The organism is Pseudomonas sp. TNT3 (assembly GCF_010095445.2).
GTDB lineage: Bacteria > Pseudomonadota > Gammaproteobacteria > Pseudomonadales > Pseudomonadaceae > Aquipseudomonas.
The window spans coordinates 1-13,601 of the sequence record NZ_WFGV02000029.1; the positions used below are offsets into that span (position 1 = coordinate 1).

At 60.0% G+C, this 13,601-nt stretch carries 13 protein-coding genes; 12 read left to right on the forward strand and 1 reads right to left on the reverse strand.

Annotation, left to right across the window (positions count from 1 at the left end):
- The 10 genes from GBC55_RS17380 to GBC55_RS17425 all read left to right on the forward strand — a co-directional run.
- A partial coding sequence (locus tag GBC55_RS17380; RefSeq protein ID WP_162438835.1) for an aspartate dehydrogenase occupies positions 1–410 on the forward strand: 410 nt, incomplete at its 5' end.
- A gap of 9 nt (positions 411–419) precedes the next feature.
- Complete coding sequence (locus GBC55_RS17385; protein ID WP_162438834.1) at positions 420–1,916, forward strand: aldehyde dehydrogenase; 1,497 nt, start codon at positions 420–422, stop codon at positions 1,914–1,916.
- Complete coding sequence (locus tag GBC55_RS17390; RefSeq protein ID WP_162438833.1) at positions 1,913–2,878, forward strand: VOC family protein; 966 nt, start codon at positions 1,913–1,915, stop codon at positions 2,876–2,878. Before GBC55_RS17385 ends, GBC55_RS17390 begins: the two co-directional genes overlap by 4 nt.
- A 13-nt stretch (positions 2,879–2,891) precedes the next feature.
- The gene (locus GBC55_RS17395; protein WP_162438832.1) at positions 2,892–4,034 is read left to right on the forward strand and encodes an FAD-dependent monooxygenase; all 1,143 of its coding nucleotides are present in this window, start codon (positions 2,892–2,894) and stop codon (positions 4,032–4,034) included.
- Between the two features lie 2 nt (positions 4,035–4,036).
- A complete protein-coding gene (locus GBC55_RS17400; RefSeq protein WP_162438831.1) occupies positions 4,037–4,354 on the forward strand; it encodes a hypothetical protein in 318 nt (105 codons plus the stop codon).
- Position 4,355: 1 nt separating this feature from the next.
- Complete coding sequence (locus tag GBC55_RS17405; protein WP_162438830.1) at positions 4,356–4,583, forward strand: recombinase-like helix-turn-helix domain-containing protein; 228 nt, start codon at positions 4,356–4,358, stop codon at positions 4,581–4,583.
- Positions 4,584–4,604: 21 nt separating this feature from the next.
- On the forward strand, positions 4,605–5,639 hold the full coding sequence (locus tag GBC55_RS17410; RefSeq protein WP_162438829.1) for an aromatic ring-hydroxylating dioxygenase subunit alpha: 1,035 nt from the start codon (positions 4,605–4,607) through the stop codon (positions 5,637–5,639).
- Positions 5,636–6,073 carry a Rid family hydrolase gene (locus GBC55_RS17415; RefSeq protein WP_162438828.1) on the forward strand — a complete coding sequence of 146 codons (438 nt, stop codon included), beginning with the start codon at positions 5,636–5,638 and terminating at the stop codon, positions 6,071–6,073. The genes GBC55_RS17410 and GBC55_RS17415 overlap by 4 nt, the downstream gene beginning before the upstream one ends.
- 3 nt (positions 6,074–6,076) lie before the next feature.
- On the forward strand, positions 6,077–7,036 hold the full coding sequence (locus tag GBC55_RS17420) for a PDR/VanB family oxidoreductase (protein WP_162438827.1): 960 nt from the start codon (positions 6,077–6,079) through the stop codon (positions 7,034–7,036).
- Positions 7,037–7,405: 369 nt separating this feature from the next.
- Complete coding sequence (locus tag GBC55_RS17425; RefSeq protein WP_162438826.1) at positions 7,406–8,635, forward strand: hypothetical protein; 1,230 nt, start codon at positions 7,406–7,408, stop codon at positions 8,633–8,635.
- A gap of 272 nt (positions 8,636–8,907) precedes the next feature.
- Here GBC55_RS17425 and GBC55_RS17430 read toward each other — a convergent pair whose 3' ends face one another.
- Positions 8,908–9,273: a histone-like nucleoid-structuring protein, MvaT/MvaU family gene (locus tag GBC55_RS17430; protein WP_162438825.1), complete on the reverse strand. Its 366-nt coding sequence runs from the start codon at positions 9,271–9,273 to the stop codon at positions 8,908–8,910.
- 276 nt (positions 9,274–9,549) lie between these two features.
- On the opposite strand from GBC55_RS17430, the gene GBC55_RS17435 reads away from it, so the two are divergent.
- Together GBC55_RS17435 and GBC55_RS17440 are read left to right on the forward strand one after the other, a co-directional pair.
- Positions 9,550–11,139: a sensor domain-containing diguanylate cyclase gene (locus GBC55_RS17435; RefSeq protein WP_162438824.1), complete on the forward strand. Its 1,590-nt coding sequence runs from the start codon at positions 9,550–9,552 to the stop codon at positions 11,137–11,139.
- Between the two features lie 88 nt (positions 11,140–11,227).
- The gene (locus tag GBC55_RS17440; protein ID WP_162438823.1) at positions 11,228–13,483 is read left to right on the forward strand and encodes a TonB-dependent siderophore receptor; all 2,256 of its coding nucleotides are present in this window, start codon (positions 11,228–11,230) and stop codon (positions 13,481–13,483) included.
- The last annotated feature ends 118 nt before the right edge of the window (positions 13,484–13,601 follow it).

Below are 13,601 nucleotides of genomic sequence, written 5' to 3' on the forward strand. Positions count from 1 at the left end.
CGGCGGCCAAGGTCGGCGGCCTGGACGCGGTCAACTACACCGGCCGCAAACCGGCCCGGGCCTGGAAAAACACACCGGCGGAAACAGTGTGCGACCTGGACAGCATCACCGAAGCCACGGTGATTTTTCAGGGCAGCGCCCGGGAAGCGGCGCACCTTTACCCGAAGAACGCCAACGTGGCCGCGACCTTGTCGCTGGCCGGGCTTGGCCTGGACCGCACCCACGTGACGCTGATCGCCGACCCGCAGAGCGAGGAAAACGTACATCACTTCGAAGCCCGCGGCGCCTTTGGCGGTTTCGAATTGAGCCTGCGTGGCAAGCCGCTGCTGGCCAATCCGAAGACCTCGGCCTTGACCGTTTACAGCGTCGTCCGCGCCTTGGGCAACCACGCTCACGCGATTTCGATTTAGGGGACAGCGATGACTTTTGAACAGACGTTACCCATCTGCATCGCCGGCGAATGGCGACTGGGGCGCGGCGAACGTTACGCCACGTGCTACCCGGCGACCGGCGAGGCCGTTGCCTGGCTGAACGCCGCCAGTGTCGAAGACGTGGAAGACGCCGTGCAAGGTGCGCATCAGGCGTTTTTGCACAGCGGCTGGGCGCAGCGCAAACCCCATGAGCGGGCGAGCGTGCTGTACCGCATTGCCGAGCTGATCCGTGAGCGCAGCGAAGAACTGGCGCAACTGCAGCGTCAGGACAATGGCAAACCGATCAACGAAACCCGGGCGTTGGTGGCCAGCGCTGCCGGCACGTTCCAGTTCTTCGCCTCGGCGTGCGAAACCCTCGAAGAAACCATCACGCCGTCCCGTGGTGATTTCGTCACCATGAGCGTGTACGAGCCGATGGGCGTGATCGCCGCGATCACCCCGTGGAACTCACCGATTGCCAGCGAAGCGCAGAAGGTGGCGCCGGCACTGGCGGCGGGCAACGCCGTGGTGATCAAACCAGCGGAAATCACGCCGCTGATGGCCTTGCAACTGGCGCGCATCTGCGAAGACGCCGGGTTGCCCAGAGGCCTGCTCAGCGTGCTGCCGGGCAAAGGCTCGCTGCTCGGCGATGCTCTGACGCGTCACCCGCTGATCAAGCGTGTGTCGTTCACCGGCGGCACCAGAACCGGCAAGCACATTGCCCACATCGCCGCTGACAAGATGATGCCGGTATCCCTGGAACTGGGCGGCAAATCGCCGACCATCGTGCTCGAGGACGCCGACCTTGATCATGCGGTGGCCGGGGTGTTGTATGGCATTTTCAGCTCCTCGGGCGAAGCCTGTATCGCCGGTTCGCGGTTGTTCATTGCACGGGCTCTGTACGCGCCGTTCATGGCGCGACTGGTGGCGGCGGCGGCCGAACTGCGCGTCGGTGATCCGGCGGATGAGCGCACGCAAATGGGGCCGCTGATCAGCGCCAGTCACCGTGAATCGGTCGAGCGTTATGTCGCGCTGGGACTGGCCGAAGGCGGTCGGTTGCTGCTCGGCGGCCAGCGTCCGAAAGGCGGAATCTACGACCAGGGTTACTACTACCCGCCGACCATCCTCGAAGGCTTGAACAACACCCAGCAAGTCTGCCAGGAGGAAATCTTTGGTCCGGTGCTGGTGGCCATGCCGTTCGATGACGAGGCGCAATTGCTTGAGCAGGCCAACGACAGCCTGTACGCCCTCGCCGCCGGCATCTGGACCCGCGATTACAAGCGTGCCTGGGCGCTGGGACGAAAAATCCAGGCCGGTACGGTGTGGATCAACACCTACAAGCAGTTCTCGATCTCCACCCCGTTCGGTGGCTGGCGCGACAGCGGTCTGGGCCGGGAAAAAGGTCGCCTCGGCATCCTGCAGTACATGGAACAGAAGAGCCTTTATTGGGGCATGAATGAACAGCCACTGGCCTGGGCCGGTGTGCAACGCGAGGTAGGGTTATGAGCGTTTTAGGCATTGATGAAGTCACCTACGGCGTCGAAGACCTCGACACCAGCGCACGATTTTTCAGCGACTGGGGCCTGAGCAAAGTCAGCGAGCAACCTGACGAGGTGATCTTCGAAACCCTCAATGGCTGCCGCGTGGTGCTCGCCGACATCAACAAGGCCGGCTTGCCGCCCGCCATCGAAGCCGGTTCGACCGTGCGCGAAGTGGTCTGGGGCGTGGCCAGCGAGGCTGACCTGAAGCTGTACAGCGAGCGCATCGCCAACGATCCGGGCTTTATCGAAGCCAACGGGCGCATCGGTTGCACCGACCCCAATGGCCTGGCAATCCGCCTGCAAGTCACCCGCAAGCGTGAGCTGAACATCGAGTGCAGCGGCCACAACACCTGGCAGACCAAAGGCCGGATCAACAAAGCGGCACCGATCTATGACCGAGCGACGCCGATCGAAGTCGGCCACGTGGTGTTTTTCGTCAAGGACGTCAACGCCTGCGAAGCCTTCTATCACGAGCGCTTCGGCTTCCAGGCCTCGGACCGTTATCCGGACCGCGGCGCGTTCTTGCGCACTGCCGAAGAAGGCGGTCACCACGACCTGTTCATGCTGCAACTGCCCGCCCCTCGCGCCGGCCTCAACCACGTCGCGTTCACCGTGCGCGATGTGCACGAAGTGTTCGGTGGCGGCATGCACATCTCCCGCAGCGGCTGGGCCACGGAAATCGGCCCGGGACGCCACCCGGTGTCGTCGGCGTTCTTCTGGTACTTCAAGAACCCGGCCGGCGCACTGGTCGAGTACTACGCCGATGAGGATCAACTGACCGGCGAATGGGAGCCACGCACCTTCGAACCGGGCCCCACGGTTTTCGCCGAATGGGCGATTGCCGGCGGCATCGATGGCAACACGCGACGCCAGCACAACGTGGAAGCGCCCCAAGGCAAATTCCTCACCGACAAGCCAAAACCCTGAGCAGGAGTCGTCCATGTCTTCGTTGAATATCGCCATTGCCGGCGCCGGCATCGGTGGCCTGACCGCCGCCATTGCCCTGCACCGTGCCGGCCATCACGTCACCGTGTTCGAACAGTCGAAAGCCTTCCTGCGGGTTGGTGCCGACATCAACCTGACCCCGAACGCCGTGCGTGCCCTGGACGGTTTGGGTGTGGGTGCTGCGGTGCGCATTCCCGCTGCTCGCCCGACCCATCGCATCAGCCGGATGTGGGACAGCGGCGAGGAAACCTCGCGCCTGGAAATGTCCGATGCCGCCGAACAAAAATACGGCGCGCCGCAACTGACCATTCACCGCGCCGACCTGCTGGCAGCGTTGGCGGACGTGTTTCCGCAAACCCAGGTGCAGTTTGGCAAGCGCGCGGAACAGGTGACGCAAAACGCCGACGGTATCGAACTGCGCTTCAAGGATGGCAGCCGCCACGTGACCGATCTGTTGATCGGCGCCGACGGCATCCACTCGGTGGTGCGCAACGCGCTGTTCGGCGACGAGCAACCGCGCTTTACCGGCGTGGTCGCCTACCGCGCGGTGGTGCCGACCGAGCGCGTGGCGCACGTGCCGAACATCCAGGCATTCACCAAATGGTGGGGCCCGACGCCGCAAAGCCAGATCGTCACTTTTCCGCTGAATCAGGGCCGGGACATCTTCATCTTCGCCACCACCGCCCAGGACAGCTGGCATGAAGAATCCTGGACCAGCGCTGGCGATGCCGATGAATTGCGCAGCCACTATCAGGATTTCCACGGAGACGCCCGGGCACTGCTTGATGCTTGCAGCGAGGTGCTCAAGACGGCGCTGTACGAACGCGATCCGCTGCCTTTCTGGTCTAAAGGTGCCATGACGCTGCTGGGCGACGCCTGCCACCCGATGATGCCGTTCATGGCGCAGGGCGCTGGCCAGGCCATCGAGGACGCGGTGGTGCTCGCCCGTCATCTGCAAGACCTGACCGGCACGGCCGGGATCGCCGATGCCCTGCAGGCTTACGAGCAGTCGCGGTTGCAGCGCACCAGTCAGATCCAGATCGGTTCACGCGGCAATCAATGGCTCAAGGATGGCGGGAACGCCGACTGGGTCTATGGCTATGACGCCTGGGCCGTGCCCATGCCCAACGTGGCTTGAGCATGAGCGAATCGCTGCGGGTGACCGTGCTGCTCAAGCACGACCAATCGAAGAACCTGGAAGACATTCAGCGGCACATGAAGCAGCAGGACTGGTGGGAGCGGTTTCCCCCGCAAGGTGTCGAGGTGGTGTCCTGGACCGTGGCCATGGGCCTGGGCCAGATCGTCACCTTGCGCTTGCCGCCCAGCCTGCTGCCGACCCTCAACGTCGAGCTCGAACGCTCGGCCTGGGGGGTGTTCAGCACTGAAGTGTTCCCGACGTACGACTTTATTCCCGTGCGCGAAATGATCCGCGAACGGGTACGCAATGGAGGTCAATGAGATGAGCAATACCGAACCCTACCTGGAGCCCCATCAGGCCCGCAAACGGCCCAACACGCAGTTCGAAGAGTTGCTTGGCGACTCCATCGAGCGCGCGTTCGGCAATGGCGTGACCGAGCTGCCGGACCTGCTCGCGCACCTGAACCGGGCCGGGCCGCCCTGCCCGCTCACCACCGGAGAGTGGACCCCGGACGCCTACACAACCCTGATGGCTCGGCTGGGCGAATGACCCGCCGGAGGTAAATAAGAAATGAACATGAATACAACCGTCGATCCTGTAGAAAACCACTTGGCAAACGGCCTGAAGAACCTTTGGTTCCCGGTCTTGCCGTCCGACCAGCTGGGCGAGAAACCAGTGTCGATCCGTCGACTGGGCTACAAGATTGCCTTGTGGCGCGACAATGACGGCCACGTGCACGCCCTCGAAGATCATTGCCCGCATCGCGGTGCGCCGTTGTCCCAGGGACCGATTCTCGGCGACCGTCTGCAATGCCCGTATCACGGCGTTGAAGTGCGCTGCGACGGCACCGTCACCAAAGTCCCCGGCAGCCCCGGTTGCAAACTCGAAGGCAGCCGCCCGACGCGGATGTTCCACACCCGTGAAGCCGCAGGCGCGATCTTTCTCTACAACGCTGCCGAGCCGCACGTGGACACCCCGCCCGAACTGGTCCTGCCCGAGCAACTGACCTCCCCCGAGTGGAGCAGCTTCATCTGCTACGCCGAGTGGAAAGGCGATTACCGTTACGTCATCGACAACGTCATGGACCCGATGCACGGCACCTACCTGCACAAGATGTCGCACTCCATGAGTGAAGGCGAAGCCACGGCCAAATTCGTCACCCGTGACACCGACACCGGGTTCTTCTTCGAGAAGGAAGGCCAGCGTGGCGTGAACTTCGACTGGACCGAATTCATGGACAACAGCTGCCACTGGCTGCGTCTGGAAATTCCCTACCCGAAAACCGGCGGCCCCGGCGGAAACTTCACCATCATCGGCAGCTACACCCCAAGCAGCCGCTCGCTGTCGGCGGTGTTCCACTGGCGTTGCCGTCCACTCACCGGCTGGCAGCGCGACACCTGGCGCTTCCTCTACAAGAACCGACTGGAAGCGCGGCACTGGGCGGTGCTGGAACAGGACCGGGTGTTGCTCGAGTTCATGGAGCCGGACGCCAACCAGCGGGAAAACCTCTACCAGCATGACCTCGGTGTGGTGCGTCTGCGTCGCTACCTGAAAAACGCGGCGAAGGCTCAACTGGAGTTGATCGACGCGAAGCAGTTGTCATGAGTGCAGCCGTGCAGCGTGTTCAAGCCGGCTCGTTGAGCGAGCCGGCCGGCAGCACCTGGTCGAATGCCTTGCGGATCGGCAACGACGTGGTGATGTCCGGCATGACCGGGCATCCCGCCACGCGCCAGGCCCTCAAGGCTGGCGCGCCGCTGGACGCCTACGCACAGACGCTGGTTGTGTTGAACAAAATCCGCGCGCTGGTTGAAGCAGCAGGCGGCCATGTCGGCAACCTCTACCGGCTGACGGTGTATGTGACCGACATCGCCGACAAAGAGGACGTGGGTCGCGCGCGGCGTGATTTCTTTGCAGGTCATGCGGTGTTCCCGACCTCGACGCTGGTCGAAGTAAGCGCGCTGGTGTTTCCCGAACTGCGGGTGGAGATCGAGGCCGGCGCGCGTCTCGATCTCGATTTGCGAACTGTCGAAAAGAGGTGACCGATGTCCCATTCCTCCCCCCTCACCGCGCTCGTGCACACCCTGCGCTACGAAGCTGACGGCATCATCAGTGTCGAGTTGCGGCCCTATGGCGATACGGTATTCGCCCCGTTCGAAGCCGGGTCGCACATCGACCTGCACTTGCCCAATGGCCTGGTGCGCAGCTACTCGCTGCTCAACTCCCCGAGCGATCAAGGCCGCTATGTGGTCGGCATCCTGCGCGATCGCAACAGCCGTGGCGGTTCGGAATATGTGCACGGACAACTGCGGGTCGGCATGCAACTGCCGATTTCGTCGCCGCGCAATAACTTCCAGCTCGACCTTAGCGCCAAGCACAGCGTTTTAGTTGCCGGCGGTATCGGCATCACGCCGATCTACTGCATGTTTCGCCAACTGCTGGCACTGGGAAAATCCGCCGAACTGATCTACTGCGCCCGTTCGCGGCAGGAAGCGGCCCTGGTGCAAGAGCTCAGCGGCCTGGGCGCGAAAGTGCACTACCACTTCAACGACGAAAAAGGCGTGCCGCCGGACCTGGGCGCTTACCTGGCGAATCAACCTGCCGACACGCATTTCTACTGCTGCGGCCCGACGCCCATGCTCGATGCCTTCGAAAGCACCTGCGAAGGCCTCGGCTATCCCCATGCGCACATCGAGCGCTTCGTCGCGGCTGAACTGCCGCCCTCCGAAGATGCGCAGAGCAGTTACAGCGTCGAACTGAAGAAATCCGGCAAAACCCTGTCGATCGAGCCGGGTTTGAGTTTGCTCGACGTGTTGCTGGAGGCGGGTTGCGACATCGACTACAGCTGTCGCGAAGGGGTGTGCGGGTCCTGCGAGACGCGGGTGCTGGAGGGTGATATCGACCACCGTGACGGCGTGCTGACCAAAGCCGAACGTGCGGCCAATAAATCCATGATGGTGTGTGTGTCAGGGTGCAAGAGTCGTCGTTTGGTGCTCGATCTATAACGCTGTTAGTTAGTTCACCCGTTAAACAGGCCGACAGTGTTGTCGGCCTTTTTTTATGCGCGTGAAGTAAAGACGCACAGATAACGTGCAATTTCGTTACCCCGCCAGCGCCCTGTTTCACGGGCAACACAAGAAAATGCGTTTCCCATATAAACCATTGTTTTTACTAGACAAAAGGCAACCCGGTAGAGTTGGCATAGTTTCTGCTCTATTCACATCAAGTTCATAGGCCAGACGCCGTATTACCTGTGAAACAGTCAATACCGACACGCAACTGATAAGAGCAACACTTTCTGGTTATTCATCCCTGCCTTTTTCAAGGCGGCGGAAAAGTGTTGCCAGTCACTTAACACTACAGGGGAGGTCAACATGAAGAATAACGTTCTATGCCTGGGATTGATGTTGTGCAGTTGCGTCAGTTTCGCGGGCGAGCCCGGCCCTGCTGCGCCCGAAGCATCAACGACCGGCAAAAAGCCTTTCCCGCATATCGCCTGGCGCAGTGACGATGGCGAGAGCAGCCTGGACATCGGTGGTGCGTTGCGCACCAACTACCGCGACGAACATTGGGACACCACTGAAAACAATGGTCGGTTTCTCTTCGACACTTTCCGCATCGACGTACAGGCCACTTACAAGAACCTCTACAGCGATGTTGGCTATTGGTTTCAAGATGACGGAAAGCGCTCCATTGATCGCGGTTTTGTCGGTTATCGCTTGAACAGCAATTCGAACCTGCAACTGGGCGCACCCTTCAAGCCATTCGGTCTCGAACCGTATCCGCAGTTCGGCTGGAGTTATCACCTGCCCTTCTTCATGGGTTATGGCGTCAGCGCCGGCACGGGTTTGAAATACAGTTACAAGGATAAGGAGTGGGATGTGCAACTGGGCTTCTTCCCGCGCATGTTGCCGTCGGACATTCGCTATTCGCCGGAAGTCGGGCGCTACGCTGATCTTAAAGACAATGCGATCCCGTTCACCCAGTCACGCAAGGACAACGAGAAACACAACCAGATCAACGCCCGCGTCGCGCGGACCTTTACCAACGATGGCTGGAAAACCGAGATCGGCGCATCGGTCGCCGCCGCCCAGCTGTACAACGACACCACCAAGGATGACGGCGACTATTGGGCCGGTGGCATCCACGCCATCATCAACAAAGGCCCGTGGACCGTTACCACCCAAGGTATTCGCTATGAATACGACCCGAAAAACCCGGCAGGCGTCAGCGACGATTCCGTGCTGATGGGTGGCAACGGCCTCACGCCCGCCTACTTGATCGCCTCTAAAGCTACTTTGGTTTCACTGAACGTCGGTTACGACATTCCAACGCCGAAACTCGGGCAATTGAAGAAGATCAAGCTCTACAACGACTACAGCCGCATGATGAAAGACAAAAGCGGTTGGGACGACTCCCAGATGTATACCGTCGGCGCGCAATTCCTGGCCATGCCGATCATCGCGTGGCTCGACCTGACCTGGGCAAGGAACGCCAACCCGTACGGCGGCGCGGAGAATGGAACGGGCTTTACCAACACCCAGTCGGCGGGGAGTAATGAGTGGTATTACCGGACGAATATCAATATCGGGTATTACTTCTAACACCAGTGAAATCACAGGCAAACACGATGTTCTGTAGCAGCTGGCGAAGCCTGCGTTAAGCGCGACGCTATACGTGTGGCGAGGGAGTTTACTCCCGCTGGGCTGCGCAGCAGTCCGCCCGCATTAAAGGTAAAAGCTTAGGGCCGCTGCGCGACCCAGCGGGAGTAAACTCCCTCGCCACAGGTTTCAGCACAGGCTTCGCCAGCTGCTACAGGTATTGAAGTCCATTCAAACAAAAGGCCCCTGAAGGGCCTTTTTTTGCACTGAAATTATTACGCGCTACGCCACGACTCAACGGTGTCGGAGCCATGTTCGGCCTTCCACTCTTTAAGCGTTTTGTGATTACCGCCTTTGGTTTCTACGACTTCGCCCGTTTTCGGGTTTTTATAAACCTTCACTTGGCGCGCTTTGCGAGTGCCTGACTTCGGCTGGGCTGCGGGCGTGCGGCTACCTGCTTTTGGATCGAGCAGGTTGACGATGTCTTTCAGGCTGTAGCCGTACTTGGCAAGCAACGCGCGAAGTTTGGTTTCGAATTCAATTTCCTGTTTGAGGCCTGCATCCCCTTTTAAGGTTTCAAGCGCTTTGAGCTGCTCGGCGAGGTGTTTTTCAAGTTGGCGGAACTCTGCAAGTTTGGACATGGAAACCTCTATCTGATTTGTTTTCTAACGTTACACCAAAAATAAGCGTTCGCTAGAAAGATTGTTTTTATGTGACTCATTTGGCTAATAGATTGAATCAAGTAGCAGTCGCATGGTCTTGTCAGGGCAGTAGATCAAGGCCCTTCCGAGCACTCAGAGGTAACGTCAGCCTGGACACCGCACGAAGGCGCACTATGGTTTTTCAGAGATGAAACCAATGGACTAACCTGCCTGCATTGATAGTTGAATGCACAGATCAGTCGTAAAGGACGTGCAATGCTCCCCAGTGAAGAGCCAGGATTCAAGGTAGAAAGCGCCCCCGAGGCTGCCGCTGCAAAAGCGGTGCGTGCGCGAACCATCTTCCGACTCACCGTGAGCTTCATGCTGCTGGTCGTCTTTGCATTCATGGCGGTTGAAGGCTGGCGGGAATGGCGTGACTATCGCGCCGCGTTTGCATCGGCCCACGATTCGGTAACGAATCTGGCGCGCGCAACGGCTCAGCATGCGGAAGATGCCATCCGGCAAGTCGACGTGCTGACCACCGCGCTCAGCGAACGGGTGGAAGGCGACGGATTAGAGAACATCGACGTCCCGCGCATTCATAAATTGCTGATAGAGCAATCCAAAATAATGCCCCAGCTGCATGGGTTGTTTATTTATGGCGCCGACGGGCATTGGATTGTCACGGACAAGGAAATAACCCCCGATACCGCGAACAATGCCGACCGCGATTACTTCAAATACCACCGTACTCACGAAGATCGAAACGTGCGTATCGGCGACGTCGTCAAAAGCAGATCCACCGATGATCTGATCATTCCCATCTCACGCCGCTTGAACAACAAGGATGGCTCTTTCGCCGGTGTACTGCTGGGAACCCTCAAGGTCAGTTACTTCATGGACTATTACGGCGATTTCAAAATCGATGACAAAGGCGCTCTGGTGCTGGCCTTGCGCAACGGAACCATCCTGGTTCGACGCCCTTTCATGGCATCCGTCGTCGGTAAAAGCCTGGCCAATAGCGAGATCTTCCAGCGCTACTTGCCACACGCCAACGAAGGCGTCGCAGAAGTGAAAGCGGTCATCGACGACACTGATCGCCTGTACGGTTACAGAGCATTGACGACCTACCCCCTTGTCGTGGAAGCCGGGCTTTCGCGCGAGTCCATCACGGCACCCTGGCGCCGTGATCTTCTGAAAACCGGCTTCGTGCTGATTTTTTTGATCGCCGTACTCGCGGTCTTCGGCCTGATCGTCTTGAGTCAGTTGCGCCAAAGAATGGTGATGGAACGGCAACTGCGTCGCGTGCACCAGGCGATGCGGGACATGGCGCTGACGGACAGCCTGACCGGGCTGGGCAACCGTCGGCGTCTGGATACAGCGCTGGTCGATGAAATACGCCTGGCCAGACGCCAAGGCTCATCGCTCGCCGTGGTCATGCTCGATGTCGACTACTTCAAACGCTACAACGACCGGTATGGCCATGCCGCAGGCGATGACTGCCTGAGCGCCGTGGGCGGCGCGATTCAGCGGGCGGTCAAAAGACCTGGTGACCTGGCCGTCAGGTACGGTGGAGAAGAATTTACCGTGCTGCTTCCCAACACGAACACCGCAGGCGCCAAACAGGTTGTCGAGGACATCCTGGACGCCATACGAGCCCTGAACATCGAACACGCCGAGTCTGCGCTGGGCAAAGTGACCGCAAGCGCCGGGATAGCGGTAAGCCGGCCGAGCATCGAAGACGTCACGCCGGCTGCCCTGCTGAAGCTGGCAGACGCGCAGCTCTACCTGGCAAAACAACAAGGGCGCAATCGCTGGTGCTGCGCCGACGGGCCCACTCAGCAAGCGATTATTCCGCCGTTATGAGAAACATTCGCAAATAAGTGTTTGGCAATATTTCGTAACTGCGTATGATATTGATTCCCAATAACATCAAAATCATACGTGAGCTCGCATGCCCTCTCCCATCGCCCTGTGTTCACCACATACCGTTACGCCGCGCGCGCCTTTGGCACTGCGCCCTCTGGCTCTGGCCGTGCACATGCTTGCGGCCGGTATCGCCTTCGCGGCGCCCTCGGTGCAGGCGGCGGAACACACTGAGCAGACAGAGACGGGAAGCTCTGTGACCTTGGCACCGATCGCTATCACGGAAACTGACAATCGCAAGCCCAGCGCCGTGACCGAAGACACCCATTCGTACACGACCGAGGCTGCACGCACGGCCACGCCGCTGAGCATGTCGCTGCGCGAGACGCCGCAGTCGGTCAGCGTCGTGACCCAACAGCGCATACAGGACCAGGACCTGAAGACGATCCTCGACGTGGTCAATAACGCCACCGGTGTGTCGGTCAACCGCTACGAGACCAGCCGGGCACAGTTCAACGCTCGCGGCTTTGAGCTCAACTCGCTGATGATCGATGGCGTGCCCACCATCTATGAGCAGCCATGGAGTTCGGGGGAGATTTTCAGCAGCCTGGCCATGTATGACCGCGTTGAAATAGTGCGTGGCGCCAACGGTTTGATGACCGGTGCCGGCGACCCTTCCGCGTCCATCAATATGGTGCGCAAGCGCGCCAGCAGTACGGACCTGAAAGGTTCGGTCGAATTGAGCGGCGGAACATGGGACACCTATGGCGTCGAGGCCGATGTGGCCACTGCGTTGAATTCGGAAGGCACGATCCGCGCACGACTGGTCGGGGAGACCAACGAGGGCGACACGTGGATCGATATGAACTCGAACAAGCGCCAGACCCTCTACGGCACGATGGACATCGACCTGACGCCCGACACCACGCTCTGGTTCGGTTTGAGCCATCAGGAAAGCAACGCCGACTCGCCGATGTGGGGCGGTCTGCCCGTCTGGTACGCCGACGGCAGCCGCACCCACTGGAGCCGCTCCAAGACGACTTCTGCCGACTGGAGCAAGTGGGACACCACCTACAAGACCTACTTCGTCAACCTTGATCACACCTTTGCCAACGACTGGACAGTCAACCTCAGCTACAACCGTGGCGAGCGAACCAGTGACTCTTCCCTGCTCTACCTTTCCGGCAATCCGGGGCAGAACGGCAGCGCCGGCATGGCTTCGTTCCCGGCGACCTACAAGACCGAAACCACCCAGGATGACTACGGCATCCGCTTCAACGGCCCGTTCTCGATGCTGGGTCGTGAGCACGAACTGGCCTTTGGTTATGTGGACAGTAAACAGAAGTTCGACGCCGATTCACTCGACGCGCAGACGGGGTTCGGCGGGGTAGCCGACTTCGATGCCTACAACGGTAAGTTCCCCGAGCCGGTGTGGGGCCCGAAGACAGACTACGGCTACAGCGAGACCCGACAAAAAGGGCTCTACGCCGCCACGCGCTTGAACGTGACCGACGATTTCAAAGTGATTCTGGGCGCGCGTGAGAGCTGGTACGAGCAGACCAGTGATGACGTCTTTTCCGAAGTGAGCAAGACCGATGTCGATCATGAGCTGACCCCTTATGCAGGCGTTGTCTACGACCTCAACGACAACCTCTCGGCCTATGCCAGCTACACGGAAATCTTCCTGCCGCAGTCGGTCCGCGACCGCAATGGCCAGACGCTGGAACCGATCGTTGGTGAAAGCACCGAGCTGGGACTCAAGGGTGAGTACTTCGATGGCCGCCTGAACGCCTCCGCCGCGATTTTCCAGATCAAGCAGGACAATCTGGGCCAGAACACCGGCGCGCTGATCGACCCTGCGAACCCTGTCGGCGGCTTCGCCTACGAGGCCAGTGAAGGCGCGACCAGCAAGGGTTTCGAGCTGGAAGTTTCCGGCGAGCTGGCAACCGACTGGAATGCCTCGGTGGGCTACACCCAGTTCAAGGCTGACGATGCCAACGGCGACGACGTCAACACGCTGTACCCGACCAAATTGCTGCGCACCTTTACCACCTACCGTCTGCCCGGTGCTTTCAACAAGCTGACCATTGGCGGCGGGGTCAACTGGCAGGACTCGATCTACACCTATGCCATCAACCCGGCAGGCAACTCCGAAAAAATCCAGCAGGATGCCTATGCACTGGTCAACCTGATGGCGCGCTACGAGATCACCGAAAACCTCTCGGCGCAGGTGAATGCCGACAACATCACCGACGAAAAGTACTTCGACATCTTCGACGCCTACGGCGCCCTGACATACGGTGCACCGCGCAGCTTCACGGCTTCGGCGAAGTATCGATTCTAAGGCAAGCACTCGGCACCGGCGTTGGGCCGGTGCTGATCGGACGCGCTTGCGACCGCAGCAAATCCGTCCGGCCGATATCACCGGGAATGATCTATGATCGGCGGCCATTCCTTCGAGT

What these genes read in the sequence shown, in the direction of transcription:
- GBC55_RS17385 (WP_162438834.1), top strand. Translation starts at nt 420, where the DNA reads ATGACTTTTGAACAGACGTTACCCATCTGCATCGCCGGCGAATGGCGA.
- GBC55_RS17390 (WP_162438833.1), top strand. Translation starts at nt 1,913, where the DNA reads ATGAGCGTTTTAGGCATTGATGAAGTCACCTACGGCGTCGAAGACCTC.
- GBC55_RS17395 (WP_162438832.1), top strand. Translation starts at nt 2,892, where the DNA reads ATGTCTTCGTTGAATATCGCCATTGCCGGCGCCGGCATCGGTGGCCTG.
- GBC55_RS17400 (WP_162438831.1), top strand. Translation starts at nt 4,037, where the DNA reads ATGAGCGAATCGCTGCGGGTGACCGTGCTGCTCAAGCACGACCAATCG.
- GBC55_RS17405 (WP_162438830.1), top strand. Translation starts at nt 4,356, where the DNA reads ATGAGCAATACCGAACCCTACCTGGAGCCCCATCAGGCCCGCAAACGG.
- GBC55_RS17410 (WP_162438829.1), top strand. Translation starts at nt 4,605, where the DNA reads ATGAACATGAATACAACCGTCGATCCTGTAGAAAACCACTTGGCAAAC.
- GBC55_RS17415 (WP_162438828.1), top strand. Translation starts at nt 5,636, where the DNA reads ATGAGTGCAGCCGTGCAGCGTGTTCAAGCCGGCTCGTTGAGCGAGCCG.
- GBC55_RS17420 (WP_162438827.1), top strand. Translation starts at nt 6,077, where the DNA reads ATGTCCCATTCCTCCCCCCTCACCGCGCTCGTGCACACCCTGCGCTAC.
- GBC55_RS17425 (WP_162438826.1), top strand. Translation starts at nt 7,406, where the DNA reads ATGAAGAATAACGTTCTATGCCTGGGATTGATGTTGTGCAGTTGCGTC.
- GBC55_RS17430 (WP_162438825.1), bottom strand. Translation starts at nt 9,273, where the DNA reads ATGTCCAAACTTGCAGAGTTCCGCCAACTTGAAAAACACCTCGCCGAG.
- GBC55_RS17435 (WP_162438824.1), top strand. Translation starts at nt 9,550, where the DNA reads ATGCTCCCCAGTGAAGAGCCAGGATTCAAGGTAGAAAGCGCCCCCGAG.
- GBC55_RS17440 (WP_162438823.1), top strand. Translation starts at nt 11,228, where the DNA reads ATGCCCTCTCCCATCGCCCTGTGTTCACCACATACCGTTACGCCGCGC.